General features: G+C 52.6%; 28 protein-coding genes, 3 tRNA genes and 2 pseudogenes. 8 read left to right on the top strand and 25 right to left on the bottom strand.

Going from position 1 to position 25,066, the window contains the following annotated elements:
* Nucleotides 1-41 precede the first annotated feature (41 nt).
* The 8 genes from HUU59_11930 to HUU59_11965 form a co-directional block, all read right to left on the bottom strand.
* A tRNA-Ser gene (locus HUU59_11930) sits at nucleotides 42-131 on the bottom strand.
* 75 nt (nucleotides 132-206) lie between these two features.
* Nucleotides 207-1,337, bottom strand: coding sequence for a DNA alkylation repair protein (locus tag HUU59_11935; GenBank protein NUO20150.1), 1,131 nt, complete (start codon nucleotides 1,335-1,337; stop codon nucleotides 207-209).
* Between the two features lie 9 nt (nucleotides 1,338-1,346).
* Nucleotides 1,347-1,703, bottom strand: a complete 357-nt coding sequence (locus tag HUU59_11940; protein NUO20151.1) for a VOC family protein — start codon at nucleotides 1,701-1,703, stop codon at nucleotides 1,347-1,349.
* Between the two features lie 28 nt (nucleotides 1,704-1,731).
* The gene (locus HUU59_11945) at nucleotides 1,732-2,244 is read right to left on the bottom strand and encodes a DinB family protein (protein NUO20152.1); all 513 of its coding nucleotides are present in this window, start codon (nucleotides 2,242-2,244) and stop codon (nucleotides 1,732-1,734) included.
* A gap of 51 nt (nucleotides 2,245-2,295) precedes the next feature.
* The gene (locus HUU59_11950) at nucleotides 2,296-3,342 is read right to left on the bottom strand and encodes an MBL fold metallo-hydrolase (GenBank protein NUO20153.1); all 1,047 of its coding nucleotides are present in this window, start codon (nucleotides 3,340-3,342) and stop codon (nucleotides 2,296-2,298) included.
* A 179-nt stretch (nucleotides 3,343-3,521) separates the two neighbouring features.
* A tRNA-Ser gene (locus HUU59_11955) sits at nucleotides 3,522-3,609 on the bottom strand.
* Nucleotides 3,610-3,676: 67 nt separating this feature from the next.
* Complete coding sequence (locus HUU59_11960) at nucleotides 3,677-4,480, bottom strand: hypothetical protein (GenBank protein NUO20154.1); 804 nt, start codon at nucleotides 4,478-4,480, stop codon at nucleotides 3,677-3,679.
* Nucleotides 4,481-4,509: 29 nt separating this feature from the next.
* Nucleotides 4,510-4,794, bottom strand: coding sequence for a hypothetical protein (locus HUU59_11965; protein NUO20155.1), 285 nt, complete (start codon nucleotides 4,792-4,794; stop codon nucleotides 4,510-4,512).
* Between the two features lie 282 nt (nucleotides 4,795-5,076).
* Between HUU59_11965 and HUU59_11970 the strand changes: the two genes are divergently transcribed.
* Entirely contained in the window at nucleotides 5,077-5,424 is a 348-nt protein-coding gene (locus HUU59_11970; GenBank protein ID NUO20156.1) for a cupin domain-containing protein, read from the top strand.
* Between the two features lie 490 nt (nucleotides 5,425-5,914).
* On the opposite strand, the gene HUU59_11975 is transcribed toward HUU59_11970, so the two are convergent.
* The 15 genes and pseudogenes from HUU59_11975 to HUU59_12045 form a co-directional block, all read right to left on the bottom strand.
* On the bottom strand, nucleotides 5,915-7,210 hold the full coding sequence (locus HUU59_11975; GenBank protein NUO20157.1) for a hypothetical protein: 1,296 nt from the start codon (nucleotides 7,208-7,210) through the stop codon (nucleotides 5,915-5,917).
* A 51-nt stretch (nucleotides 7,211-7,261) separates the two neighbouring features.
* Nucleotides 7,262-8,504, bottom strand: a pseudogene (locus HUU59_11980) (tyrosine--tRNA ligase).
* Nucleotides 8,505-8,508: 4 nt separating this feature from the next.
* Complete coding sequence (locus HUU59_11985; protein ID NUO20158.1) at nucleotides 8,509-10,110, bottom strand: terpene cyclase/mutase family protein; 1,602 nt, start codon at nucleotides 10,108-10,110, stop codon at nucleotides 8,509-8,511.
* Nucleotides 10,091-10,603, bottom strand: coding sequence for a nucleoside deaminase (locus tag HUU59_11990; GenBank protein ID NUO20159.1), 513 nt, complete (start codon nucleotides 10,601-10,603; stop codon nucleotides 10,091-10,093). Before HUU59_11990 ends, HUU59_11985 begins: the two co-directional genes overlap by 20 nt.
* Nucleotides 10,604-10,663: 60 nt before the next feature.
* A tRNA-Arg gene (locus tag HUU59_11995) sits at nucleotides 10,664-10,737 on the bottom strand.
* Nucleotides 10,738-11,281: 544 nt separating this feature from the next.
* Nucleotides 11,282-11,545, bottom strand: a complete 264-nt coding sequence (locus HUU59_12000; GenBank protein ID NUO20160.1) for a hypothetical protein — start codon at nucleotides 11,543-11,545, stop codon at nucleotides 11,282-11,284.
* A gap of 53 nt (nucleotides 11,546-11,598) precedes the next feature.
* Nucleotides 11,599-12,801 carry a polysulfide reductase NrfD gene (nrfD, locus tag HUU59_12005; GenBank protein ID NUO20161.1) on the bottom strand — a complete coding sequence of 401 codons (1,203 nt, stop codon included), beginning with the start codon at nucleotides 12,799-12,801 and terminating at the stop codon, nucleotides 11,599-11,601.
* Nucleotides 12,801-13,574, bottom strand: coding sequence for a 4Fe-4S dicluster domain-containing protein (locus HUU59_12010; GenBank protein NUO20162.1), 774 nt, complete (start codon nucleotides 13,572-13,574; stop codon nucleotides 12,801-12,803). The genes nrfD and HUU59_12010 overlap by 1 nt, the downstream gene beginning before the upstream one ends.
* A pseudogene (locus HUU59_12015) lies at nucleotides 13,503-13,685 on the bottom strand (twin-arginine translocation signal domain-containing protein). Before HUU59_12015 ends, HUU59_12010 begins: the two are co-directional and overlap by 72 nt.
* Complete coding sequence (locus tag HUU59_12020) at nucleotides 13,654-14,100, bottom strand: hypothetical protein (protein NUO20163.1); 447 nt, start codon at nucleotides 14,098-14,100, stop codon at nucleotides 13,654-13,656. The pseudogene HUU59_12015 and the gene HUU59_12020 overlap by 32 nt, the downstream one beginning before the upstream one ends.
* A 365-nt stretch (nucleotides 14,101-14,465) precedes the next feature.
* On the bottom strand, nucleotides 14,466-14,885 hold the full coding sequence (locus tag HUU59_12025; GenBank protein NUO20164.1) for a hypothetical protein: 420 nt from the start codon (nucleotides 14,883-14,885) through the stop codon (nucleotides 14,466-14,468).
* A gap of 29 nt (nucleotides 14,886-14,914) precedes the next feature.
* Nucleotides 14,915-15,610 (bottom strand): hypothetical protein, encoded by a 696-nt coding sequence (locus HUU59_12030; protein NUO20165.1) that lies wholly within the window; start codon nucleotides 15,608-15,610, stop codon nucleotides 14,915-14,917.
* Nucleotides 15,600-16,094: a sigma-70 family RNA polymerase sigma factor gene (locus HUU59_12035; protein ID NUO20166.1), complete on the bottom strand. Its 495-nt coding sequence runs from the start codon at nucleotides 16,092-16,094 to the stop codon at nucleotides 15,600-15,602. The genes HUU59_12030 and HUU59_12035 overlap by 11 nt, the downstream gene beginning before the upstream one ends.
* 161 nt (nucleotides 16,095-16,255) lie before the next feature.
* On the bottom strand, nucleotides 16,256-16,831 hold the full coding sequence (locus tag HUU59_12040; protein NUO20167.1) for an outer membrane beta-barrel protein: 576 nt from the start codon (nucleotides 16,829-16,831) through the stop codon (nucleotides 16,256-16,258).
* 215 nt (nucleotides 16,832-17,046) lie between these two features.
* Nucleotides 17,047-18,069, bottom strand: coding sequence for a hypothetical protein (locus tag HUU59_12045; protein ID NUO20168.1), 1,023 nt, complete (start codon nucleotides 18,067-18,069; stop codon nucleotides 17,047-17,049).
* A gap of 3 nt (nucleotides 18,070-18,072) precedes the next feature.
* Here HUU59_12045 and HUU59_12050 point away from each other — a divergent pair, with 3 nt between their 5' ends.
* From HUU59_12050 to HUU59_12080, 7 genes are all read left to right on the top strand, one after another.
* Complete coding sequence (locus HUU59_12050) at nucleotides 18,073-18,300, top strand: hypothetical protein (protein NUO20169.1); 228 nt, start codon at nucleotides 18,073-18,075, stop codon at nucleotides 18,298-18,300.
* A 263-nt stretch (nucleotides 18,301-18,563) separates the two neighbouring features.
* Nucleotides 18,564-18,902 carry a winged helix-turn-helix transcriptional regulator gene (locus tag HUU59_12055; protein ID NUO20170.1) on the top strand — a complete coding sequence of 113 codons (339 nt, stop codon included), beginning with the start codon at nucleotides 18,564-18,566 and terminating at the stop codon, nucleotides 18,900-18,902.
* A gap of 69 nt (nucleotides 18,903-18,971) precedes the next feature.
* Complete coding sequence (locus HUU59_12060; GenBank protein NUO20171.1) at nucleotides 18,972-19,481, top strand: SRPBCC family protein; 510 nt, start codon at nucleotides 18,972-18,974, stop codon at nucleotides 19,479-19,481.
* A complete protein-coding gene (locus HUU59_12065) occupies nucleotides 19,478-20,428 on the top strand; it encodes an SRPBCC domain-containing protein (protein ID NUO20172.1) in 951 nt (316 codons plus the stop codon). Before HUU59_12060 ends, HUU59_12065 begins: the two co-directional genes overlap by 4 nt.
* The gene (locus HUU59_12070) at nucleotides 20,428-20,811 is read left to right on the top strand and encodes a DUF1801 domain-containing protein (protein NUO20173.1); all 384 of its coding nucleotides are present in this window, start codon (nucleotides 20,428-20,430) and stop codon (nucleotides 20,809-20,811) included. The genes HUU59_12065 and HUU59_12070 overlap by 1 nt, the downstream gene beginning before the upstream one ends.
* A gap of 117 nt (nucleotides 20,812-20,928) precedes the next feature.
* Complete coding sequence (locus HUU59_12075) at nucleotides 20,929-21,420, top strand: SRPBCC domain-containing protein (protein NUO20174.1); 492 nt, start codon at nucleotides 20,929-20,931, stop codon at nucleotides 21,418-21,420.
* Nucleotides 21,421-21,775: 355 nt separating this feature from the next.
* Nucleotides 21,776-23,440, top strand: a complete 1,665-nt coding sequence (locus HUU59_12080; protein ID NUO20175.1) for a hypothetical protein — start codon at nucleotides 21,776-21,778, stop codon at nucleotides 23,438-23,440.
* Between the two features lie 90 nt (nucleotides 23,441-23,530).
* Here HUU59_12080 and HUU59_12085 read toward each other — a convergent pair whose 3' ends face one another.
* The gene (locus tag HUU59_12085; GenBank protein NUO20176.1) at nucleotides 23,531-24,481 is read right to left on the bottom strand and encodes a M48 family metallopeptidase; all 951 of its coding nucleotides are present in this window, start codon (nucleotides 24,479-24,481) and stop codon (nucleotides 23,531-23,533) included.
* Nucleotides 24,478-25,029, bottom strand: a complete 552-nt coding sequence (locus HUU59_12090) for a LemA family protein (protein ID NUO20177.1) — start codon at nucleotides 25,027-25,029, stop codon at nucleotides 24,478-24,480. Before HUU59_12090 ends, HUU59_12085 begins: the two co-directional genes overlap by 4 nt.
* Between the last annotated feature and the right edge of the window lie 37 nt (nucleotides 25,030-25,066).

Below are 25,066 nucleotides of genomic sequence, written 5' to 3' on the forward strand. Positions count from 1 at the left end.
AGACAAAGCCCCTGACATTCTCATGTCAAGGGCTAAGTCAATGGCGGAGAGAGGGGGATTCGAACCCCCGATACGGTTTCCCGTATGCACGCCTTCCAAGCGTGTGCCTTCAACCACTCGGCCACCTCTCCCCACTTGATAAGTGGGCAACATTGCCGCGCTTCAGTTTTCGATTGCTCCTAAAATTGCGCGCGGACTTCTGTTCTCTATTTCTTCTTGCGCGCCCACATCTTTTCGATATAAGGAATTGCCTCAGGTGTCTTGCAGCCGGTTTCGCCGTGATCGACATGGACTCTACCGATTCTCTCCGCCGCCGCTATCGCGAGTTTGCGCAGTTTTTCGCTGCGGGCACCTATGCTGATCAGTGCGTTGTTCATGGCATAACGCGTGTAATTCTTCACGCCATGAATCTCCTTTTCGATGATCTTAAGCCGATCCTCGAAATATGAGTCCGGTAATCCTGAATCGGGATTCAGTGCTAATCCGCCCACTATCGTCCAGCCTGTTTGGCTGATCCACTCATCCTTCGACTTGATCCATGTCTCAGCCTTTGTGTGAGCGAATTTCGTTTTCCCGATTAGATCGCCGATCATCATACAAACACCATAGTTGCCCAAGTCCTTCACCCAGAGATCGATTTCACTTGATGTGAATTGATCCGGGTCTGCGATCATCATCGCCAGATTCCGCGCATCTGCGTTCTTTGATGCCCACAACTTTTGAGCCAATGCGTGATTTGTCTTGATCTTCTTCTTAAGTTCCTTCAAATCCGCGAAGCTCACACCGAAGAGAGGTTCGGTCGCACCATGCCGTTTATAAATCTTGACATTTTGCGCCGTGCCGCGTTTCTTCAGTTCAGCCATGACGCTGTCAAACGTGAATGAATCTGCCGGAGCTGCCTCCGCCTTCTTTGCCGGCTTTGCCGCTGCGCTCGTCTTTGTTGCCGGTGTCGCGGATTTCTTTGCCTTACTCTCGGTCAGCTTCGCAGCTTCCTTCAGCAATGCAGCGAAGCTGCGAGACTGAATCTCCTCAACAGAGGATACCTTGATATGCCGCATTCCCTTGCCTGTGCCTTCCAGCAAATCACTCGCAAGCTCGGCTCCATTCGGAAATCCGAAGTTCACACGGTTGGCCACACCCGCAAGGTATGCGACATTCCCGCCATTGAGTTCATACCAAGGATATCCCCACTTGACACGCACTTCAGCTTTCGGCAGAGTCTTCATAATCAGCGCGTGCAGCGACTCTGCGATTTCCCTTTGAGTCTTGTTCAGGCTTTTCAAGTATCCTGCAATACCCTTGTCGCCATCCTTCAGCTTGACGGTTGTAGTGCTCATCGGTAAGCCTCAGGCCGCGTTAGAATCGCCTTGGAACATCCCGAAAATATTGCCGTCCAAATCCTTTCCGTAGGCAACCCAACCCATGCCCGGAATCGGCATCTTCGGCACAACGATAGTCCCTCCTGCATGCTCGACTTTTTGCATATGGCTGTCGAGATTCTCAACATCCATCGTGCACACCCAATTCTGCAAACCGTTGGACGGCATCAATCCTCCGTCAATCCCCGGTCCCTCACCGGTCATAGCCAACCAGTACTCGTGTCCGCCGAACTGCTGAAACTTCCAGCCGAACAAATCACCGTAGAATTTCTGTGCCTTCTCACAATCCTTGCTCTGCAGTTCGAAATGAATCGGTCGTCCCATGCTTCTCCCCTTTCGAGAATTGTACGAACTATATTTTTCCCGGCAACCCTAAGACTCTTCTCAAACTCCCCAGCTGTCCGGCATGGTAAGCCTCGTGCATCATAAAGAACTGCGCACGCTGCCCGAATGTCTGCGGACGATCAGTGGTGCTTTCAGGATATCGCTCGTCCCAATTCCCAGAAAAGCCTTGAATTGCAGACTTCAATTGCTCATATGTCTCAAGCTCCTCCCGCTTCAGCTCTGCAAGCGACAGGACTTTTGTCTTATCCACTTCATCCCACGATGCATTGTAGAACTTTGCCCACTCGATGTTCAGCGGCATGGGCAGTCCGAACATTTTGAACAGGCTTCTGCGAACAACCACGATGTGACCGAGGACACGATTAACAGGATTGCCGCCGGGTTGCGGTTCCGTAAGCGCCATCGATTCCGTCACACCTTCAAGGTTCGTGACGATACAAAAGTGACTGAACTCAAGTTGAGCAAGTAAATCCGCTGCAGTCATGTTTGTGTTTATGTTTGCCCGTGAATCCGCTGACATTGAATATTCCCTCAATAACCTTCGACAAACCTTGCGGCAGTCACTCCGTACTTACTTGGCCTCTCGCCACCACGGCTCCGTGATCGGACCGTATTCCACGTACATCAGTTGCCCCGGACGGGGTGTTGCCACACGTACATCCGCCGCCGCTGCGGCTTTCAACAGTCGCTCCGCCGGCTCGTCCCACGCATGAAAAGCCAAATTGAAGGTGCCCCAATGAATCGGCAGCATCATCTCGCCGCGCAAGTCCATATGCGCTTGCACCGCTTGTTCCGGCCACATGTGCACACTCGGCCACAGCTCTTCATGATATGCGGCCATCTCAATCATCGTCAATTCGAACGGCCCGAATTTCTCGCCGATCTCCTTGAAACCCTCGAAGTAGCCGCTGTCACCGCTGAAATAAATGGAGCGCGCATTTGTGCGAATCACCCAGGACGCCCACAACGTCTGATTGCGCGTAAACCCGCGTCCCGAAAAATGCCGTGCAGGTGTGCAGACAAATTCAAGCGCTCCCTCTGCAAAGCTCGCCGTTTCCCACCACACGTGCTCGCGGATTCTGGTTGTCGGAACTCCCCATGATTCCAAATGCGCGCCTACTCCCAGCGGTACCACAAATGGCACATCCAGTTCTGCCAGTTTTTCAATCGTCGGCATATCCAGATGATCGAAGTGGTCATGGGAAATCAGCACGACGTCAAGCGTTCGCAGAAGGTCGTCGGGTATATTCACCTCGTGAAATCTCACAGGCCCCATCAGACTTGTCGGCGAACAGCGTTTGCTGAACACCGGATCGGTTAAGATGCGAAAACCGTCCATTTCGATTAGAACCGTCGAATGCCCGATCCACACGATCCGCACGCCATTCGAATCTCGCTCCGCAAACGCATGTGTGTCAAACTCAGCCGTCTGCACCGGAGTCAATGGAGTTCGCTGCTCCCTGCCCAGCAACATTTCCTTGAGCATGGTCAGAAACGATCCCATCTCATCAGACCCGAACGAACTTGGATTCTGCAGCGATTTCCCGTTATAAAGCGGTGACGTATGCAGCCTCTGCAGTCGTTCACCCGCTGGTGTCGCACCGAATTGTCTGAACATACTAGTGCTGAAAAACGCGAGCGCGAACAATGCCGTGGCCGCGGTGAGAAAGAACAAACCTGTTACTTTCAGGATTTTGCGCACGCCGCCTCACAAATTTCCCCGCGGTACTGTCTTTCAATTAAACCGGACGCGGCGGAAGTCATCATCGTTCACGACAACTCCCGCCGCTGTCCCGGCGGAGAGAGAGGGATTCGAACCCCCGGTACCGACAAGCGGTACAACGGCTTTCGAGGCCGCCGCATTCGACCACTCTGCCATCTCTCCACACTTTCAAAATGCCGTTGTGAGCTACCTGACCCGCAATGGCATTGCACTCATTATCTTCCGCCATCTACTCCTTGAGCAGTTTCGACACTTCCTTCGTAAACACTTGGCCGAAAATCTGCATCGTGCGCATCAGTTCGGCCATGTCCGGAAAATCTTTGCCGTCGAGACTTGCCGAATCGAATATCGCATCGCTGACGTCCTTGCCCGTCGCGGCGGAAGTAATCTGTCCGCTCACAATCTGCACGTCGCTTTGCACAGCGCGCATCGAGTGCGGAATCATGTAGCCCTCTATGCCGCGCAAGTCGCCAAACTCCATGCGAACCGGTTTCGTGTCGAGCGTACTCTCCGACTGCACCAGAACGAAATGCTCCTTGTCGTACCAGCTTTTCATCGTTACGGCGGTACCGTCTTCTTCGCGCAGCGGAGTGGTAATCACCCAGCATGCCCGACCGTTAACGGTCTCTTCTCCGGCAATGGTCGAACCTGCTGCAGGCTCTTCCCAATATAAGTATCCGCGTACACGATTGTCAACATCTCCGCGCGGAACTTCGAGCTTCATCCCCAGAATCTGTGCCCAGACCTTTTGACCGTCAAACAGCACGGATAGCGGAAACCCTTCCGTCTTGCCGGTTTGCCTAAGCGTCGCGTCCGTGCGCCAGCGTCTGCCGCGCGTGTAGTACTTGGCCTCAATGTCATAGCTCTCGTGACCCGGCTGGGAAATGGTGCCTGTCACGTCCAGCCGCAAACCTCCCAAAGTTTCAAGCTGGCGCGCGTGATGCGCCTTTGCATCACGCGTGAATTCCTCAATGTCATATGCGTACGTGTGTCCTGCCAGCGCAAGCAGACAAGACAAAACTGCGATTCTCATATACCCTCCACTTTCCCTCACCATCAAACTCAAACCGGCGTACAGCGAAACCCTTCCGGTTCGCTCTCTTCCCACTCCTCAATCGGATCGTCTTTTATCGCTTCAAGCATGACGGGACGTGCCGCCAGCCAATCCTCTTTTGTCTCCCAAATCGCCAATCCAATCAGCGCGCCTGTGTCCTTGTCCTCAAGTTGATACACATCCCGCAGACCCTTGCACGTCTTCATTGCCGCGCCGAATCTGCGCATGGAGTCAATCAGAAGGTCACGCTTCTCAGGCTTGGGATGTCGATGTATGCCAATGGAAACAAACAAGCTGCGTACTCCGGTTGGAAGGGCTTAAGGCACGACCGCAAGGCACTTTTGAGACACAATAGGTATTTATCGCATGCTATTGCAAATACCGAATCTTGTCATTAACTTATTTCGGAGGCGGGCACCGCACGCATTCGTTACCGCAGCCTTTGTTTGTAAGTTCCGCCAAATTAAAGAACGGGAGAAACCATGAAGACACTGTGCCTTGCATTAATCATCTGCGCTTGTGTGCTGACCGCGGCCGCGCAGACCACGGGCGAAGCCGCAACAACGGCAGCTGCGATTCACAAGACCTTTGCCAAACCCGATGAAGTCCGCGAGTTTCCGCTGGGGAAACTGGAACTGGTCAATGTCGGCGGGGTCATGATCGGCCGCGCTACCTTCCAGCCGGGCTGGAAGTGGTCAACATCGCTAAAGGAAGCTTCGGGAACCGCGAGCTGTGAGGCACCGCACTTTCAATATCACGTCGCCGGTGTCCTGCATGTCAAGATGGATGACGGAACTGAATTTGATTTGAAGCCCGGCGATGTTTCCATGCTGCCTTCAGGCCACGATGCTTGGGTGGTCGGAGATGAGCCTGTCGTTGTGGTCGATTGGCACGGGATGACAGCGTACGCCGGTTCCAAATAATTTCGCCAGACTCTGAATATGATAGCCCTGCGTCCCGTGACGCGGGGCTTTCTTTACCCAACCCTCACCACCAAATATTCCTTCTTCCCCTTGCGCAATACCAGCAATTCCCCGTCAATCAGCAAATTCGGATTCACAGTGCTCGCCGCATCCGTTATCCGGCCCGATTCAATCATGCGGCGGGCTTCTCAGGCTTAGGATGTCTATGTATTCCAATCGAGACGAACATACTCAAGTCTTTTACTTAATGCTACTTCTTCGCTTTAGTGCAAAACAAACACTCAGGCAGGGCTACTTCTTATTCTGCGATTTTCGCTTCAGTTTTCTTATCTCAGACTTTACGGCATCAACAACACCTGTAGTAGGCCTTGATGCTACAAGTAACTCTTGAGGTGTTCCTATATGGTCCTTTTCCCCCAAATAGAACTGTCGAAACTGTTCAATTGAAGTTACCGAAATCGCTTTTACACTTCTTGCCATTCCTCACCTCCTAGTATCGTGCCATATGACGTGGATTCAGCGACGAATCAAAATACAATTTGCGTTCCTTCCATACAAAGCCGTCATTCTTGGAAATGATGGCAACATCGACAGGTCCTCCGACTGTCTCTTCGTCAGTTGAAACTCGCCTCTTAAAAGAAGTCAAGTTTACCAATGTCAGTGCCATTTCAGCCAAATCTGCTTTATCGAGAGATTTAACAATACTCACAATCGGAGAGACAAAGTTCTTGCGCCTATACTCTTCCAGTTTTCCAGAAAAGGCCGACTTCGCCTTCTTACCAAGATCAGTGGCAAAGTCATTTGTTAACTGTTTCTGGTTCGGCGCTAAGCCAGCGATACCATCGACATGTGCAATAGTTTCTCCAACTATTATGTCAATTACAGAACCAATATCGTTTTCAATGGCCTTTTGATACCCTGGGTCAACACCTTCCATAACTGTGCTTATCATGTCACCTTGCGCAAACGGTACAACAAGTGCGCCGCTTTCAAGTGTTACTTCCCTTTTTGCAATCTCTTGAATTCTCAAACCATTTTGAAATATACCAAAGAACCTTTGATAAACAAGATGCGGAAAATACTCAGCTTCACCATACCCTGCAAACACAATCCCAGAGTAATTTTCTGGGAAAAGTGATTCACGAGTCACAGCCATCGTAGCAATTTTGCGAAGGTTCTTTTGGTCAACTTGTGACAACGGCAATTTTGCAAAGGCGGCAGAAATTGTCTTATCAATTTCGGCAGAAAGCGAAGCTTCAAGTTGCCGCTCAATGCGCTTATTGTAACCAGCGCGGTAGCTTTTCTTGCCAAAATCCAGCTTTGAGCGCTCAATTGCCGCCGACAAAACTGCCCTAACATCTCTTGGTGTGGCGCGTCCTTTGTTTCTTATTGTCCTTTTTATGCCGGGTTCGACCAAAGTTTTTATCAATGACACAAAACAATTATAGAAAACCGTCATTATGTAGTTTTGCTGTACATCATTGGAAAACAAATCAGTTCTTGACGCAAGGTATCGCTGAAAATCACTTGAGTATTCTTCGAGTGTTCCAAAAGTGCGTTGTTTAAGGTCTTCATCGCGATACGATTTTATTAAGAGATCCCATGGAAAACCAATAAACTCTGCTGATCCAAAGATCATTACACCTATTGGTCTTGTGGCCGAAAGCGCAAAAATCTTTTCAGCTGTTGGCTTTATCTTTGTTGCACCTGTGGTTGAAAAAGTTGCAGCGCTGTCCGCCGCAAGCACTACGCCACGTTTGTTTAGGATTGCAATTTCAGCTGTCAAAACGTGTTTCCTCGTTCTTGTTTTCAGACCTGAACGCTACAACTCGCCCCTTCAGAAAATCCTCACCACCAAATATTCCTTCTTCCCCTTGCGCAATACCAGCAATTCCCCGTCAATCAGCAAATTCGGATTCACAGTGCTCGCCGCATCCGTTATCCGCCGATTCAATCATCCGCCGCGCTTCGCCTTTAGATTTGAATAAGCCAGTTTCGACGATCAAATCAACAACATTTTTGCCGCTTTGAATTTCACCCTTTGCAATCGAGTGCGAGGGTACGTCGGCAAATATTCCCGCGACGTCTTTGGCAGACAAACCATCCAACGCTCCGCCAAACAAAACTCTCGCCGCGCGTTCCGCCGCTTGCACTCCGCCCTCCCCATGCACGAGCTTCGTCACTTCTCTCGCCAGCTCCGTCTGCGCAATTCTCTTCTCCGGTGAACTCGCCGTCACCTGCGCAAGTTCCTCAATCCGCTCGCGCGTCAGGAACGTAAACGTCTTCAAATAGCGGTCTACGTCGCGGTCGTCGGTGTTATACCAGTATTGATAAAACTGGTACGGCGACGTCATATCGGCATCCAGCCAAACTGTTCCCGCCTCGGTTTTCCCGAATTTCTGTCCGGTGGAAGTTGTCAGCAGCGGAAACACCATCGCGTGCGCCTTCCCCTGCCGTTTGCGGCGAATCAAATCCGCCCCCGCCGTAATATTTCCCCACTGGTCACTGCCGCCGATTTGCAGCGTGCAGTTGTAACGGTCAAACAGTTCAAGATAGTCGTACGCCTGCATCAAGCTGTACGTGAATTCCGTGTAGGAGATACCTGTCTCACTCTCAAGCCGTCTGCGCACGGACTCCTTTTGCATCATCACATTGACGGAAAAATTCTTGCCGATTTCCCGCAGAAACTCCACCATCGTGACGGTGTTGAGCCATTCGGCATTGTCAACGAAAATCGCGCGATTCGCCACTCCGTCAAATTCGAGAAACTGCCGCAGTTGTCTCGCCATTCCTGCGACATTCTCGGCAATCTGATCCACCGTCTGCAAATTCCGTTCAGCAGATTTTCCCGACGGATCTCCAATCATACCGGTTCCGCCGCCCATCAGCACAATGGGGGTATGACCGAATAGCTGGCAACGGCGCAATTGCAGCAGCGGAACGAGACTGCCAACGTGCAGCGATTTCGCAGTCGGGTCAAAGCCCGAATAGACCACCAGCGGCTGCTTAACGGCTTCAGCGGTTTCCGCAGTCGCATCGAAGACCAGTCCGCGCCATTGAAACTCTTCAAAGAGCGTCACGAATCTAACCTTTCGGAGTCGGTGTCGCGCGCTGCTTGCGCGTACGCAATGCGCGCAATCTGCTCGACACGGTGAGCGCTTCCAGTGCGGCGAGTGTAGAAATTTCGGTGACGCTGACGCGTTTGTCGACACCGGTCGCGTACACGTTTAGTGCGGAATCGTGCCACCACTTCGTATCATCGTCCTGCCGCATTGTCAGATGAGTGCGCGCGGTGGCAAGCTGTTCGGCATACTTTGCCGGGCGCAGACTCAAGCCGCGAATCGCCATGGCCGTATGCCACGACGTCAGGCCGAGCTCATCGCCGAAACCGCCGAGCACATGCTGTTGAGTGATAATCCAATCGAGCGCCCGTTCAACCTGCGCACGAGCGCCGCCAAAAGCATCGAGGGCTTCGGCAGCCAGCACGGTACTGGCCAATTGCGACTTCATGGTTGACGCGGGGAAGGCGCCGTTCTTCAACTGCTGTCTCTTGACGAAGGCAGCCGCTTTGTTCATCACTCCAATAGAGCTCTGTTCACCGCATTCGCAAAGCGCGAACAAGGCCGCGCTTGTTGCATCGGCACTCGCTTCACGCAGGCCGCGCATGCGATACCATCTGTATTCAGGAATCACAGAGTAGCTGCCGTCCGGGTTCTGTGCCGCTGCCAGAAATGCCGCAGCACGGCGTCTGGCCCAATGTGTTTCGAGCGGAACGTCTCCGAACAGCGAGAGCGCATCCAGCACAGCGGCGGTGGTTAAGACATCCACATCCTGGCCGCTGCCTATGGCCCAGCCGCCCGACGGGTCTTGTTGATGCAGAAGCAGCATAACTGACGGTGCGACGTCGTTGTTTTCGGCACCCGCCAAGAGCAATGCGCGCACGGTCGCGGCATGCAATGCCACGGTCATATCGCAAGGCGATTGAATTAAATCCTTCCCGTCCCACTGCTGCAGCACGCGCATGAAGCGAAAGCCGCGTTCAAAGAGCGAATCCGAACCGGGCAATCCGGCCTGCCGGAGCGCGGCCATGGCCAACGCAGTCGTGCGCACATTGCCTTCCCAGCTGCCGTCACTGAGTTGTCTGCGGATGAGCTCTGACATTCGAGTGTTGTCACGTCCTGCGTCGTTCATGAGCAGATGCGCGGCGAGCTTGCGGGACGTGTTGTGGTTGCGGAAGCTCCATTCGACCGCAACTCGGAGCGCGGGCTTGAGCAGATTCTTGAAGCGTATCGGTGCACCAAGTCCGGTCGTGTGCCCCAAGAGCAACAGCGTTTCGGCGCGCAGCTGCTTGCGCTTCGGATGCTCTTCAAGCCAAGTCACAGCCTTATTCAGATGAGGGCGCGCTTCAGGTCGTTGTGATTGCGACAGTGCCTGGACGATTTCGAGTGTCCGAGATAAATCATTGCTCCAACTCCCGTTTTCTTCCTGCTCGTTGAGAATCGGCCGCACGAGCGGCGCAACGTCATCGGCGGGAAGTTTGCCAAGAAGCGTTCCCAAAAGCAAAGCCATGGCATTTCGTTCAGCGCACGGTCTGATGGAGACCGGCCAAACGGGAATGCTGCTTTCTGCGCGCTGCATCAAGCGAGTGCGAAGTTGCTCAAGAGAATTAGGAGTCGGATTGGCCAAGTTTTTTTTCGTCCCGCTTTTTGGCGAAGAAACGTGAGAGCGCTTCCGAGCATTCGGCTTCGCGCACTTTTCGCACGAGATGCGAGCGGTGGTTCAAGCGCGGATCGGAGAGCAAAGTGTAAAGTGAGTCGCAGGCACCGGCTTTAGGGTCGGCGGCGCCATAGACAACATAAGGAACGCGAGCGAGCACAATCGCACCGGCGCACATGGCGCAAGGTTCGAGGGTGACGTAGAGGGTACAATCTAACAAACGGCGGCTGCCGAGTGCTTCAGCCGCCGCCGTTATCGCAATGATTTCCGCGTGCGCGGTCGGGTCCTGGAGACTTTCCGTGAGGTTGTGACCCCGCCCGATCACCAGCCCGTTGTGCACGATGACACAGCCGATAGGAACTTCGTCTTTCTCAGCTGCGAGTTCCGCTTCTGCCAGAGCCGCGCCCATCCAGCGGTCGTGGTCAGGTTTTCCGAAGGATTCGAGGAAGCTGTTGAAGCTCATTGTGCGACAATTTCCACCAGATTCTGCTTCACCGGATCAACCTCGATTTTCGGTTGTCTGTACGCCCGTAGGGATTCGAACCCCAAACCTTCTGGTCCGTAGCCAGACGCTCTATCCAGTTGAGCTACGGGCGCAAGTGCTGACTTCTTAAAAATTAAGGACTTCCAAAAAGTCGCAAGTGAACCCAAGTATATGAATTTTGAGGACTAAAGTCAACTGGCAACTTGGACGGGTTTCTGGATCTCGGGACAGCTGGCAGAGTGCGAGCAGAAAAGTGCAGAGGTTTACTAAAACACAGCCTTAAGATAACAATAATTGAACGCATGGTCAATAACTATTTTCTGAATATTGAATTTATGAAAGCTATATAAAATAGATAATTAATGGATTTTCTTCCAATTTGGAGGCAAGATAGAGAAACTGTGAAAAAGAAACAGCCCGACGAACACCGGGCTGTTAATTTACATATAGTTTAGAAAAAGGCATCGAGATCGTCCTTGACAAGAGATTGCCTGACGACGAGGAAACAGTATTCCCTTTAACAAGACATTGCCGCGAGCAAAGCCTTGACTTCCCCCCGCTCATGTGAGCCACGAATGGAGTTCCGTAACGAAATCAGGGCCGCCGTCTTCTTGTTTCTGGAGTCGCCGGCCTAGACTTCAGGTAACGACTTACCGATTACTCCTCTTCTTCCCGTCCGGCGTCAAGCCTGCTCATCAGCTTGTGCATTGCGGTCATGACCATAGAGAAGCTCACGTGATAGAGTCCGATGAGCACGCTCAGGACAATTAACATGACACCGGCAAGCCGGATGTACGAATCTGTCATCGCGGTGACAATGAGTCCGGTGATGGTGCCAAACACAACAACGACGTATCCAACGGATTGCAGGACTTGCGACATGCGGTCAAAGCTACGCCACGAGAAAACCGGCTGTTCCATGCGAACCTCCTTTACGAGTTCAAGGACACTCCGCGCAGGCGTCGAAAAGCTGCTCAGTGAGCGCGGTCGGATTGCGGATGCTCCTGCCACGGTGGCAGAAGCTTGATTAAGAGAGCAAGAATGAGGACTGGAAGTATGGCCTGACCAAGCGCCATGAGACCTCCTTCCCAGCCAACAAGACCAACCTTGTAGGTTGTGAACCCGCGCAGACTCTTGCTGAAGAGCTGCCCGCCGATCACCACGTTCCAGCGCATGAAAAATATCCCGGCAAGTGTCAGCACAGAGGAGAGCCAATACATCCAGACTCTTGTTTGCGGCTCAATATTGCGAAGCTGGATAAGTCCAAGCATCGTGATGGGAATCAGCGTGCCCAGAATCAACTGGAAGAGGATATGCGTCTCAAACAGGTGTCCATGTACGAGCGCGTAGAGAATGTCGAAGGATTCCTCGGAAGTGTAGGTACGCTGTATCACGTCCAGCCCTTCGAGAGCGAAATCGATGATAAACACATACAGCAGATACCGTCCCAGCGTGTCCAGGCATTCCATGTTCTGCCCTACGCGCCGGATCTTGTTGGAGAGCAGATAGATCAGCATCACCAGTGCAATTCCCGAAACAATCGCGGAAAACAGGAAAATGACGGGCATCAGTACACTCGACCACCACGGATTGGCCTTCACCGATCCGAAGATGAAGCCGACGTAGCCGTGCAGAAGAAACGCGGAAGGGATACCGATTATGGTAATGGTTTTTACCGCAGCCTCGTCGAAGCGAATAGCTTTTTCGGAGATATCCGTCACACCCAGAGTGAGAGTTTTGTAAAGGAACTTCTTGAAGCCCGTGCTCTGCTGCGACCAGACGACGAAATCACGGCGATAGTCGAACCAGATTTCGAGGAGAAGCACGACCATCAGGTACCACATGTAAACGAAGCCGAACATGGCCATGGCAGAGGTGAGATGCGGGGTCACGAGGATCTCCCAAAACCGCCACGGTTTGGAGAGGTGCGACAGCAACGGCAGCGGGGCAATGAGCATGAAGGCCAACGCGGTTAGCAAGGCCAAACGATAGGTTGGCCGCACTTCGCGCACGTTAAACACCCGTTCGAGAGAGGCAAGAATGAACGCGCCCGCGACGAGTCCTGTCAGATAGGGATAGAGAACGATGAGGATGCTCCAATGCGCCTCGACATCATTGGGATAAATATACCCAACGACATTTTTCAAGGCCTCATAGAGGTGACTGTAGTCGGGCATCAGCGCACCTCCTTATCGATGCCGTGGTAGAACACCTTCGGATAGGTGTTAAGGTGAGGCTTCAATACATGTATTTTGTGTTCGCGCAGGAATTGGTTGAGAGGCCCCTGTTTGTCTTTCAAGTCGCCGAAGAGTCTCGCCTGAGTGGGACAATTCTCGACGCAGGCCGGCTGCCGGCCGTCATGGATACGATGATAACACAAGGTGCATTTGTCGGCGACGCCTGTAATCGGATTCAAGAAGCGTGTGCCGTACGGACAGGCCTGAATGCAGTATCGGCAGCCGATACAGTATTCGGCATCGACAAGCACTGCGCCATCTGGAGTTTCAAACGTCGCGCCGACGGGACAAACTTGCACGCACGGCGAGTGCTCGCACGCATTGCAGAGTTTCGGGACAAAGAACGATTTGTCGGGCTTTTCCTCGCGCTGGTTTTCGAGTGAAAATCCTTCGTATCCGCCGTTCGGCGAATCGACAACCGTCTCCTCGCCATACTGCTGATACCGCTCGACCCATGTGCGGAAATAGAACGGCTCTTTGGGTACGCCGTTTTCTTCTTTACAGGCGACCACGCAATGACCACAGCCGATGCACTTCTCGACGTCAATGGCCATTCCCCACTTATGCTTACTCCAGTCGTAATCGGCGGGAATTTGTTTGTCCGACGCAACTTCGTCCGCAAGAGCAAGTTTTTCAGCGAGCGGCGCAAGAGCAATCGCAACGCAGGCGGTGCCGAGCGTTTTCAAGAAATCACGCCGCGACGCATCAGCCATTTCAGCGGGGCTGACACCAAGTTCAGGAATTGGATTATTCGCCTGACTGAGCATGCACGTCTTATTCTCCATCACAGCCTCACTTGGTTTCAGACGGGTTGTGCACGACATGGCAAGAGTTGCAAGGCTCGTTGTCTGCGTGCTCCGCAGTCTCTATTTGCGGAAAACGCGCCGGTCGAGCGGCGCGTTTTTCATGACAGCGTTGACAAGTTGAGGTAACTTCGGGCTTACGGATGTTGGAGGCTTGGGGATCCTCGGCATGTACGGCTCCCGCGCCGTGACAGATTTGGCACGAGACTTTCTTATGCGGTCCGGCGACATGCAGCGCGGCTTCTTCATCATGACACTCGACGCACACCGACTTGTTGATGTAGTGAGGTTCTTTGTCCACTGCGGCGGACAGGGCGCTTCCGCGATAGTGGCCGTACTGACCGAAGGTGTCCGGTCTGGCCCACCATCGCGTGGCGATGAAGGCAAGACCGATTACGGCAAAGATCATGATGAGGCGGGAAACTTGCGGGGGCATCGCAGCTCCTTAGCTTAGGAACGAAACAAGCGGATCGGGTAACGGAACGAATCGTGTTTCAGCGCAATGCGTTTGTCGCCGGCGTAGTCGATGCGAATCAGTTTGCTTGGAAAGCAATTCGACGCCATCGTGACAAATGGTACATGAAAAGTAACACATTTCGCAGCAGTGTCAAGAGTATTCGTACAGAAAGGTAATTTAGCATGGAATTGATATATGATGAATTCTCAGTATATAAGAATATGATGTTTTGAACCATATTTTTTATTGCAGTTATTTTGTTGGAGGCATACTGGCAGGTCTTCATCCCCAGAAATTCAAAAGCCCGACCAACGGCCGGGCTTTTGTGAGAATCGAATCCGGAATCACGCGTTCAGTTGACGAACCCAGCCATTCTTGCGGTTGACTTGCAGTTTCCTGGCGGAGTCGTTTGCCGCACTCTTGACGATTAAGGTGTATGTGACATCGTCACTCTCGACGATTTTCACCCGACCTTCGAGGTTGTTCTTGGCAAGGTATTGCTTGGCAATACTGTGAGCCTGACGGGACGAGAGCTGCTTGGAGAGATGCCCGTTTGCATCGTAGCGAAGGTGCTTCCACTGGGACTGATCCCAACTGCAGGACTCACCACACATGGCGGCGCACTCGGCGGGAGTGCAGCACCCCGGCGGGCAATTGGACGGATCGCACGCGGCAGACGACATATTGCAGTCACCGGCGAAGCTTAACGCGCTGAACACGAGGACGACAAACAGAACAGGGAGTTTGAATGAGATGTTTTTCATAGGTTCTCCTAATAGATGAATGGATTGGTTTATTGTTCTGTCGGAATACAAACGCAGTTACAGCAGGACATACATTCGGCAATCGCAGCGGAAACGAGCGCAGTATCATCAGGCAGAATGCAGCATTGATTCAAGTCGTTCAGAGCGGCGCCCTGCAGACTGCAGAGCGAAGCAAGTTCCGCGAGGAGCACTTCCCGTTCCTCTGCGGGCATCTTCTCGCTGAGACTGATGGCACGGCGGTTAGTGGCAAGCATCGAACTTAGAATTGCAGGACGAACGGTGCCGTCCTTGGTGGAGGCGACGAACTCATTGAGCCTTCGTTCCGAGATGCAGACACACCATTGAGCTTTGCCGCTTGGCGAAATGGTCAGGAAGTACCGCACATCCTCATACATCCGTTTGACCGGATACATGAGTTGACCGGGCTGGCTGTGACGCGAGGCAAGAACTCCACCGGCGGCAACGCTCAGCATGATTAAAATGGAGGCCGCCCATGCGAACATCTGCTTGCGCATGCTCCATTGAATGACAGGAGCCGGTTTCGACTGAATGATTTTGTCGAGGCACTCGCGTAGTGCATTCGCGGAGGGTTCAGGGCGGTGCAAACTTTTCAGACTATCTGCAATTGCCGCAAGTTCACGCACGTCTGCAGCGGCGGAGGAGTCCGCATCGTTTTGCAGGAGCCGCTCAAGCGAGTCGGCCTGAATATTATCATTATTGTGCATGTACGTCCTCTTTAAGAATGCCGCGCAATTTGGACAGCGCGCGGAACTGCAGTGCCTTGACGGCACCTTCTGTCTTGCCAAGCGTATCGGCAACTTCCCGCAGTGAATAGCCTTCGATGAATCGCATCAATACCACCTGGTAGTGTTCTCCGGAAAGAGTTTTCAGAGCGTCGGCCAGATCAATGGCCTGCGTCAGATCGCTGGATGGCGCGGGGGCATCCGGCGTTTCATCATCCGATTGCTCTTGAAAGGCCTGCTGTCTGACGGCGCGGCGGCGGTAGTAATCAATGATCAGGTTTTCCGCGATTGAATAGAGCCACGACAAGGGTGAATTCGGAGACTCTTCCCGAGAATTCAAGGTACGCAGGAACACCTCGGACGTGAGGTCTTCAGCGTCCGACCGATTTGTTACCCGGTAGGCGATGTAGCGAAAGATTGTGCCGTGATACTGTTTACAGTAATCCGCGACCTGAGATTTATTCAGAAAGGCTACCCTTTAGGCTGACTGCAGTTTAACCGTTCACCCTATTAGACGCACGAGATTTGAAAAGGATACGCGTGCGGCCGGAATGAGGTCAGGCGTACTAGTGAAGTGCAAGAAAGGCAGCCATTTGGCTGCCTTACGTGCTGCGGTTCGCGACTCTACTATTGGTGCAGAAATCCGGTGATACCGATACCAAGCATGATGGTTGTTCCGGATTCGTCCTCCAAGCTTTCCAGATTGATGGACAGTTCGGGCGTGATTGCCACAGTGTTGCTCAGGAAGAAGGCGACACCGCCAAGCAGTTGAATGGTGGAGCCGCTCTGGTCTTCTTCATTTGTATTCGGGTTGCCGTCGTCATAGGAGTTGGATTGCAGGAAAATACCGCCACCCAAGTAGGGGTTGATAGTACCGACTCTCTTATCTACCTCTTTTCCGAAGTAGTAGCGGACGGACGGTCCAATTGCCAGCCCACTGCTGCTGGCATCACCGTGACTGGTATTTGTGTAATCCAGGGTACCTCCGATGCCGAATTTGTCCATGATTGTGTAGTGGACAGTTGGTGAAAGCGAGAACGTCGTTCGAGTCTCATCGCCATAGAGATCGCCGCTCGAGGTTGAGAATCCAGCCGTACCTTGCAGGATCCAGGTCTTTTTGAGGACCATCGCGTGTGCCGGCGAGGTCAGAAAGGATAGAACCAAGAGTGCAGCCAAACAGAGAATCCAAGGTTTCAGTTTCATGTTTTTCCCTCTTATTATTCGGTTTGCATTGGTTGGGCAGACTCATTAATTTAGGGCACCCGGACATAATGTAGCAAGATTTTGACAGAAAAGACAGTGTGCGCCTCCTCAAGCAAAAAGTGCGGGCACCACTCTCTTCAAATCGGCGGGGAGAAAAAGGAAAGGGCGGGGAATCCCCACCCTCTCCGAATCAACATGTTCGGCCATTACTTATTTTACCGAAGATGTGATTCAATGGATTTCAGGTCTGTGCCCGTAACTTGTTCAATGAGGGAACCATCCGGCGCGTAGAGCAGTAGAGTCGGAGTTTCAGCGATCCCGAGTTCAGTCAATTGAGGTTGGGTCAGACTGAAATAGTCCACCTGCTTAACTGCGATTTCAGGATGCGCGGCGGCGAACTGCGCGATTTTGGGTTCAAAGTCGCGACAGGTTCCGCATACTTCGGACATGATTTCGATCAGTGTCATGTTTTGGGGGTGAACGACTCCGGACAGACCGCAGTGGCCGCAGCTTGACGCACGCTGAAAGTTCTGAGGTCTGACAGCCGAGAATGAGTTGTTTGCCGCGCTGGTGTGGACAGCGGAGGCCGAACGTTTCACATCAAAAGTCAGTCCAATCGAGTAGATGGCATCGGAAACCAATTGTCCTCCATTGACGAAGGAGTAAACGGGGATCTGGACACTTGGCTCAAAGCTGACTCCCGTCGACTTCAGAGTGAGTTGTGGGATGATGTATCCCCATAAGCCGCCTGTGTTTTGGACCATTGCTCCATTATCGAAGTCATGCGCGGAAGTCAACAGCGCACCACTGAGCCCTGCATCAACCCAATCAGCCAGTGCGCGTGAAGCGCCAGCTGTCGCTTGATATTCGTCCGCATAGCGATAGCCGTGTACATTGGTGCCGCCTGAAAGTCTCGCGGTTGCGGTGGCGGTGATGCCGTACCGTCCGAGTTTTCGTCCGAAGGACAGACCGAGGAGCGGGTCGACTGTCCCGTAGCCCGGCTGCAGCACGGGGTCGCGCGAATTGCCATAGCCCCAATCGTGGTCGGGATTCGAGTCACCTGTGGGGAGCCTGAGTCCTGCAGTTATTGCGAAGATGGTTTGGTCTTTAGTAGGAGCAGAATGAACGAGGTAGGTTGCCGAGGCAAGTACATCTCCAACTCCCGAGAATTCGCGCAGGTAACGGTCGCCGGATTCAACATCGGTTTTCGGGGCAAGAATGCTGCGCAGCGGCAGCAAGCCATGCAGTCGTACCCGTTCGCTGAGCGCATAAGTCGCTCTGAGATTTACTGTGGAGAACTTGGTGATTTCCTCCTTGGGATTGGCCGTTACATCGTGTCCTCGATGCGCGTGATTACTGAGTTCATATTCATACGCGATACCGAGCTGAAGATTACCAGGTTCGAAGGCTTGTGTAGCCAGAAAACTCCCGACCGGGAGATTCGGGGAGGCTCACTTGACTTGACCTGAAGCGGTCAGGTTCAAGGAGAGAAAAAGGAGGCAGCAGGCAGCTATGGAGTTGGCGCGGTTCATAGGATTTCCTTGTTATTAAAGAATAGATTATAAGAGTAAAAGGTCTAATACTCCTAATATACTTTACGGCCGGTTCAAAAATCAAGACTCTGACGGAAGAATTTGTAGGAAATGTCTGAAATGGATTTGCCCCCTTGACAAACGGGTTTTGTTTTTGTATCTTACCGACAGGTTAATTAACTAATTTGTTTATTACGACCATGCAAGATAGATTAAGTCAAACATTTTCAGCACTTTCAGATCCAACTCGGCGAGCAATTCTGGCTCGTTTAAGTTCCGGCGAAACCTCTGTAAGTGACCTGGCCAAGCCTTTTCGGATGACTGCACCGGCGATAACTAAGCACTTGAAAGTGCTGGAGAAGGCGGGGCTGATTTCGCGAACGCGGCATGCCCAATGGCGTCCTGCGAAATTGGAAGCACTACCTCTGAAGGAAGCTTCGGACTGGATTGAACAATACCGGAAGATGTGGGAAGAGCGCTTTGACCGTTTGGACGATTATCTTCGGCATTTGCAGTCCAAACCGTCCGGCACAGAATAGCCGGCGAGCCGGTAAGTAACAATAATTCAAATGGGTCTCGATAAACAACCAACAGAACAGGGGAAAAAGATGTCAGCAACGACTCACAGCACGGCACGACACAAACTGCACGTCACGATGCCAACCGACACGGAGGTACGGATGGAACGCATGTTTGACGCGCCGCGGCAATTGGTGTGGGACGCGTTCACAAAAGCAGAGATGCTTGAGAAGTGGTGGGGTCTTCGAAGCACCACGACGAAAGTCGAAAAGCTTGAAGTTCGCGTCGGGGGGAAATACCGATTCCTGCAGACTGATCCGACAGGAACGGTGCATGCGTTTCGCGGGGAGTTCACAGCGGTGTCGCCGATTGACGCGCTGGGCTACACCTTCGAGTATGAGCCGATGGCCGGTCACATCGTGCAGGACGACGTCACATTTGAGGATCATGGACGGCAAACGAAGATTGTCGCGGTGATGACGTTTACATCAAAGATGGACCGTGACGGCATGGTGAACTCGGGAATGGAATATGGAGCGGCCGAGAGCTACGATATGCTCGACGAGCTGCTGGCAGAGCTGGGGGCGAGTGTGATATGACGAAGACAGCGACTGCACAATCAGCGGCTGAACGGGAAGTCGTGACCTCACGACTTATCAACGCGCCGCGCGAAATGGTCTGGCAAGTATGGACGGATCCAAAGCATATCACACAATGGTGGGGACCGAACGGATTTCGCACAACAATTCGGGACTTTGATTTTCGAAATGGCGGGACGTGGCGATTTACGATGCACGGTCCGGACGGAACGGACTTTCTGAACCGGGTTGTCTTTGAAGATATCGAGAAGCCCAATTACATCTACTATAAGCATACGGGTGAAGGCGAACATTCACACATCTTGTTTGAGGCGGTGGTGACTTTTGAAGACCGCTCGGGCAAGACGAATGTAACGCTGCGTTCAATTTTCGCGACGGCACAGGAGCGGGACTTTGTAGTGGAGAATTACGGCGCGATTGAGGGGGCTGTGCAAACGCTGGAGCGATTGGAAGCAACGGTGATGAACCGGCAGTCGGCAGACACGAGATTGTCATTGACGCTGCCGTCCGAGAATCAAGTATGTTTTACACGGATGTTTGAGGCGCCGCGTGAGTTGGTATGGAAGGCGTGGACGGAGGCAAAGCACCTGCAATGCTGGATGACCGGACCGGAGGGTTGGACGATGGAAGTCGTCGAGCAGGATTTGCGGCCGGGCGGTCAGTGGCGCTATGTGTGGCGGCGGCCGGAGCGGGAAGACATGTGGTTGCACGGCCTATTCAAGGAAGTCGTGTCACCGGAGCGAATCGTATCGACCGAGAACTGGGGTGAACCGTGGCCTGAGTCGGTGAACGACGTCGTGTTCACGCAAGAAGACGGTCAGACAAGAATGACTATGACGATAACCTATCCTTCGCGTGCCGCACGGGACAGCGCAATTCAGACTGGCATGGACGACGGAATGGGAGTCAGCTTTGACAGGCTGGACAAACTGCTTGCGAGCTTGTGATGATGAGCAGCGAAGTTGACAAATACTTGAAGGCTCTTCCAAATGAACAGCGTGAGGCTCTCGTGCAGCTGCGGGATACGATTTGGTCTGCAGCCAAGGACGCTGAGTTGAAAATCAGTTACCGGATTCCAATGTTTCATTATTGCGGAGGCCTGGTGGCATTTGCGGCGTTCAAGAATCATCTCAGCTTCATGGTTATGAGCACGGACGTGTTCGAGGCACACGCAAAGGAGTTGTCCAACTATTCGACCGCGACAGCGACCATTCATTTCACGCCGGACAAGCCGCTTCCGGTTACGCTGGTTAAGAAGCTTGTGAAAGCAAGAATGAGGGAAAACGAAGCCAACCTAAAGGCTCGCGAAGCGAAGAAGTCGAAGAAGTAGTGAGTACGGCACCATTGCCCGATTAGACGTCAGCAGGACCGTGGAGTGTTGATGCACGACGCTGTAGTCAGGTCGGGACGTCGAGCGAAGAAAAACATAAAGAACCGGGAGAAAGAAATGTCAGCAGTAGATAAGATGAAGGTAGAAATCCTCGACAGGAAGATAGTTTTCACGCGTATGTTTGATGCGCCGCGGCAACTGGTCTGGGACGCATTCACCAGGAAAGAGCATTTGCTGGAATGGTGGGGACCACACGGGTTCACAAACAAGGACTGCAATGTTGACATGCGTCGCGGCGGAAAGTTTACCATTACAATGGTTGGGCCGGACGGAGGGGAGTATCCGTGTTTGTTCATCTTCGAGGAAATTGTGCCGATTGAGAAGCTTGTGTGGATGGACAAGGTCATTGAAGGAGATTTTTGGGGGCCGGGCGGGCCGCCGCCGGATAGCAGAATTACCTTGCTGCTTGAAGAGATTGGTGGCAGGACCAAGATGACAACCATTACCGAGTTTGAGACGAACGACGGCCGGGACAAGATCGTGGCGATGGGTGCAACGGAAGGTTGGGCTCAGAGCTTCGAGCGTTTGGACGAATTGTTGAAGAAATAGTCTCTAACATTTGCCAAATGGAAGCGGGTATGCAACGATGCATACCCGCTTTTACTGTGAAAAAAATTTCACAGCTAAGCATAGCAGGAACTTCTGCTTAGGCAAATACGACAAATTTTGTAGAGATTACACAATGCCTCCCCGTCTTGAGCGACCGGGAAATGTAATAAAATATCCGGATTTGTTACTGTGTAAATTGCAATGTGTTAGTGATAATGACACAGAACAGTGATGTTTGTCATTCGGTGAAAATCCACTTGTGATTTGTTAGAGTCTGCCGTATCTTGCTATGTAATTTGATGCGGACGGACAATCGAGCAGGCAATGAATCTGCCTGCAACGGAGATATTTCTGTATGAAGACCGCGCATTTCTCTTCTCATCCCTTTCGCTGGGCAATCCTGTTTTCGGCCGTTGCAGTCTCCCGTGTTGCTGCGGTTGAACTGAACTTTGAAGCGACGTGGTGTAACATTCCTTCGGCAACGCGACTCGCGTGTGACCGGGGATCGCACATGCTTTATGTGACCTCGCCTCTCGAGCAGGCGATTTTCGTGTTCGGATCGGACGGAGTTTTGGCTGGCACAATTGAGCTTGACGGTCCTCCGGGAGCGATCGAGTTTGCACAGGACGGGAATTTGATCGTATCAGTCGGCAGTGCGGTGCGCAAGATATCGACCACCGGGGAACTGCTGGTGACGTATGGGTTGGCGGAAAACTACTTTGTCGATCCGCATGACATTGTGAGCGTGCCGGACGGCAGAGTGTTCGTAGCGGACGACGACGATATCATAAAGGTGTTTTCCGGGACGGGAGAGCCGCTTGGCACTATCGGACAATACGGATACTTCAACGGACGGTTCGACGAACCCGTGGCGATGGCCTGCAATCCGCTGACCGAGGAGCTGATTGTCAACGACCAGAACAATTACAGATTTCAAGCCTTCACGCTGGATGGGAATTGGTTAAGGCGGTGGGGATTGGAAGGCAACGGACTCTACACAGACGGTGCAACATTCCGCACATTTGGAATCGACGTGGACGGATTGGGGCAAATATGGACACTCGATGTATTGGTAGATTTGGTGCAGGTGTTCGACTCCGCAGGAGTGTTCGGTTTCTCGGCTGAATTGGGTACGCCGGAAATTCGCGGAGGAATCGACATCGCGGTTGACGGGGAAGTACTGTATGTGTCGTCGCCGTCGACAAATTGCGTTTGGGTTTACGGTATCAGTGAGGGGAACATCCCGGTCAATCCACCTTTGGATTTGACAATAATGTGGACTGAAGAGGGCGCACAGTTGAATTGGAATCCGCAATTGGGTGCGCTTGGCTATCGCGTTGAACGAACAGAAGATTTGGAGTTCGCAGAAGCGGCGGTCGAGGATATTGCCTTCACAAGTGACACTACGTTCACGGATGCGTGGAACACAAATCCGTTTGAACTTTGTTACTATCGAGTTGTGACGGAAACCGGCATCAGCGAGCCGGGTTTTTCTGCCAAGCTTGCTTCCGAGCGATTGAATGACGGGCGATATACGAACCCTCTCGACACGCCTCACGATTCTCCACATCATGTGACAGAGGGCGTGAATTGCAACAGCTGCCATTTACGGCCGTACATTTATCCAAGCCCGCGTGAAGAGTGGTGGTTCGGGGATCACTTGTGCCGAAGCTGTCATGTTGAAACCGGATTTGCCGTGGCGGTGCAGACGCATTTGGGTGCGGACTCAATCGCGTGCAGGGTGTGTCACAGTCCGCACTATCAGCAGCCGCAATACCCGCACTATTTCATCCGCAACGAGAATCCGATGGGGAACAGCAACGGAATGTACTTCAATCACGAAACGGATTTCATTCACGGCGCGCCGTTGTACGACGGCATTTGCGAAATTTGTCATACACACACGGAGTATTACCGCAACGACGGCACGGGTGAAGAACACAATACCGGCAGCAACTGCATCTCCTGCCACACACACGAACGCGGCTTCATGCCTGTGGAAGACAGACGCAACGAATAGATAGAACCGGACCTCCTTGGAACAGACCATGCAAAGAAAGCGGCCTCGAGATTTCCTCGAGGCCGCTTTTGACTTAATGCGATTGCGTGCTTACTTCAAGTCCGTCAACTCGCCCTGCAAATTCGCCATGGCGCGTAATCTCGACACACGGTCACTTGTGGGAGGGTGTGTCGAAAAGACGGCGCTTTGCTGTCCTTGTGCGTTGCGGACAGGATTGACGATGAAGAGATGCACAGTCGCTCGATTAATCCACGGAAGCGGATTGACAAACATGGATTGTTCGATTTTGAGCAATGCATTGGCAAGCCCGATGGGGTTGCGAGTCAGTCGGGCAGAGGTTGCATCGGCAAGGTATTCTCGTTTGCGGGAGATGGAGGCCTGCATGAGCAATGCGGCAAGCGGGGCCAGGATCGAGAGCACGATGCCGACTATCAGAATGATGCCTTTAGAGCTGTCCTTGCTCGATGCACGGCCGGTTCTTCCGCTGCCGAACCAGAGCGAGCGGCGATATCCGTCGGCAATCAGAGCAATTGCGCCGACCATAGTAGAAACGAGCATCATGAAACGGATATCGAGATTGGCGACATGTCCCATTTCATGCGCAATGACGCCTTGCAGTTCATCGCGGTCAAGTTTTTCGAGCAATCCTCGCGTGACCGCGACCGCTGCATTCTCGGGTTTCCATCCAGTTGCGAAGGCATTGAGTGCAAAGGAGTCGATGACATACACTCGCGGCATAGGGAGTCCCGCGGCAATTCGCATTTCATCCACGACATTGAACAGAACTTGGTCGGATTCCCATGAGGCTTCGCGCGCACCGGTGAAACCCAAAATGATGTCATCGCCGAGGTGATAGGAGACGAGCATCACGATGATTGCAATCGCGGCACCGACGGGCAAACCGAGGTCTCCGAAATCATAGGTTTTTCCAATAACCCAGCAAAGGGCGATCAGCAGAATGGGAAGTCCGATAAACAGGATCATGGACTTCCGTTTATTGGAGCGGATCTCGGCGGCAAAGTCGCGGCGGTAGTCGTTCACCGCAAGTCAACCTTCACATTCTGCTTTTCCTCTTCAGGAACTTGGTAGTACTCTTCCTTCTTGAAGCCGAGACCCGCGGCAAACAGATTTGCCGGGAAAAGTTCCTGCTTGGTGTTGTACGTCATCACGGTGTCATTGTAGTATTGGCGTGCGAACGCGATTTTGTTCTCGGTCGAGGTCAATTCTTCCTGGAGCTTCATCACATTCTGATTGGCTTTCAGGTCGGGATAGTTTTCAAACACTGCAAAGAGCTGACGCAGCGCTCCGGTCACCTGATTTTCGGCGGCGGACACAGCGGCGGGACCTTGTGCGGCGACAGCGGTGTTGCGCGCCTTGATGACTTTTTCGAGCGTTTCCTGCTCATAGGACATGTAGTCTTTGACGACTTCGACCAAATTGGGGATCAGGTCGTGACGACGCTTCAACTGGACGTCAATCTGAGACCAAGCACCTTTGACTTGGTTGCGCAGCGTGACCAGACCGTTGTAGAGACCAATCACCCAGACAACCAGTACGGCAGCGATACCGAGAAAAATCAGAAATCCCATGTGGCTCTCCCTTGATTTGCAGCGTGGAAAAATGAAA

Source organism: bacterium (assembly GCA_013360195.1).
Lineage (GTDB): Bacteria > Electryoneota > RPQS01 > RPQS01 > RPQS01 > JABWCQ01.

Coding starts and splice junctions, on each gene's coding strand:
- HUU59_11935 (NUO20150.1), bottom strand. CDS start 1,337: ATGAGCACTACAACCGTCAAGCTGAAGGATGGCGACAAGGGTATTGCA.
- HUU59_11940 (NUO20151.1), bottom strand. CDS start 1,703: ATGGGACGACCGATTCATTTCGAACTGCAGAGCAAGGATTGTGAGAAG.
- HUU59_11945 (NUO20152.1), bottom strand. CDS start 2,244: ATGTCAGCGGATTCACGGGCAAACATAAACACAAACATGACTGCAGCG.
- HUU59_11950 (NUO20153.1), bottom strand. CDS start 3,342: ATGTTCAGACAATTCGGTGCGACACCAGCGGGTGAACGACTGCAGAGG.
- HUU59_11960 (NUO20154.1), bottom strand. CDS start 4,480: ATGAGAATCGCAGTTTTGTCTTGTCTGCTTGCGCTGGCAGGACACACG.
- HUU59_11990 (NUO20159.1), bottom strand. CDS start 10,603: ATGAGCTTCAACAGCTTCCTCGAATCCTTCGGAAAACCTGACCACGAC.
- HUU59_12000 (NUO20160.1), bottom strand. CDS start 11,545: ATGGAACAGCCGGTTTTCTCGTGGCGTAGCTTTGACCGCATGTCGCAA.
- nrfD (NUO20161.1), bottom strand. CDS start 12,801: ATGCCCGACTACAGTCACCTCTATGAGGCCTTGAAAAATGTCGTTGGG.
- HUU59_12010 (NUO20162.1), bottom strand. CDS start 13,574: ATGGCTGATGCGTCGCGGCGTGATTTCTTGAAAACGCTCGGCACCGCC.
- HUU59_12020 (NUO20163.1), bottom strand. CDS start 14,100: ATGCCCCCGCAAGTTTCCCGCCTCATCATGATCTTTGCCGTAATCGGT.
- HUU59_12025 (NUO20164.1), bottom strand. CDS start 14,885: ATGAAAAACATCTCATTCAAACTCCCTGTTCTGTTTGTCGTCCTCGTG.
- HUU59_12030 (NUO20165.1), bottom strand. CDS start 15,610: ATGCACAATAATGATAATATTCAGGCCGACTCGCTTGAGCGGCTCCTG.
- HUU59_12040 (NUO20167.1), bottom strand. CDS start 16,831: ATGAAACTGAAACCTTGGATTCTCTGTTTGGCTGCACTCTTGGTTCTA.
- HUU59_12050 (NUO20169.1), top strand. CDS start 18,073: ATGCAGTCGTACCCGTTCGCTGAGCGCATAAGTCGCTCTGAGATTTAC.
- HUU59_12055 (NUO20170.1), top strand. CDS start 18,564: ATGCAAGATAGATTAAGTCAAACATTTTCAGCACTTTCAGATCCAACT.
- HUU59_12060 (NUO20171.1), top strand. CDS start 18,972: ATGTCAGCAACGACTCACAGCACGGCACGACACAAACTGCACGTCACG.
- HUU59_12065 (NUO20172.1), top strand. CDS start 19,478: ATGACGAAGACAGCGACTGCACAATCAGCGGCTGAACGGGAAGTCGTG.
- HUU59_12070 (NUO20173.1), top strand. CDS start 20,428: ATGATGAGCAGCGAAGTTGACAAATACTTGAAGGCTCTTCCAAATGAA.
- HUU59_12075 (NUO20174.1), top strand. CDS start 20,929: ATGTCAGCAGTAGATAAGATGAAGGTAGAAATCCTCGACAGGAAGATA.
- HUU59_12080 (NUO20175.1), top strand. CDS start 21,776: ATGAAGACCGCGCATTTCTCTTCTCATCCCTTTCGCTGGGCAATCCTG.
- HUU59_12090 (NUO20177.1), bottom strand. CDS start 25,029: ATGGGATTTCTGATTTTTCTCGGTATCGCTGCCGTACTGGTTGTCTGG.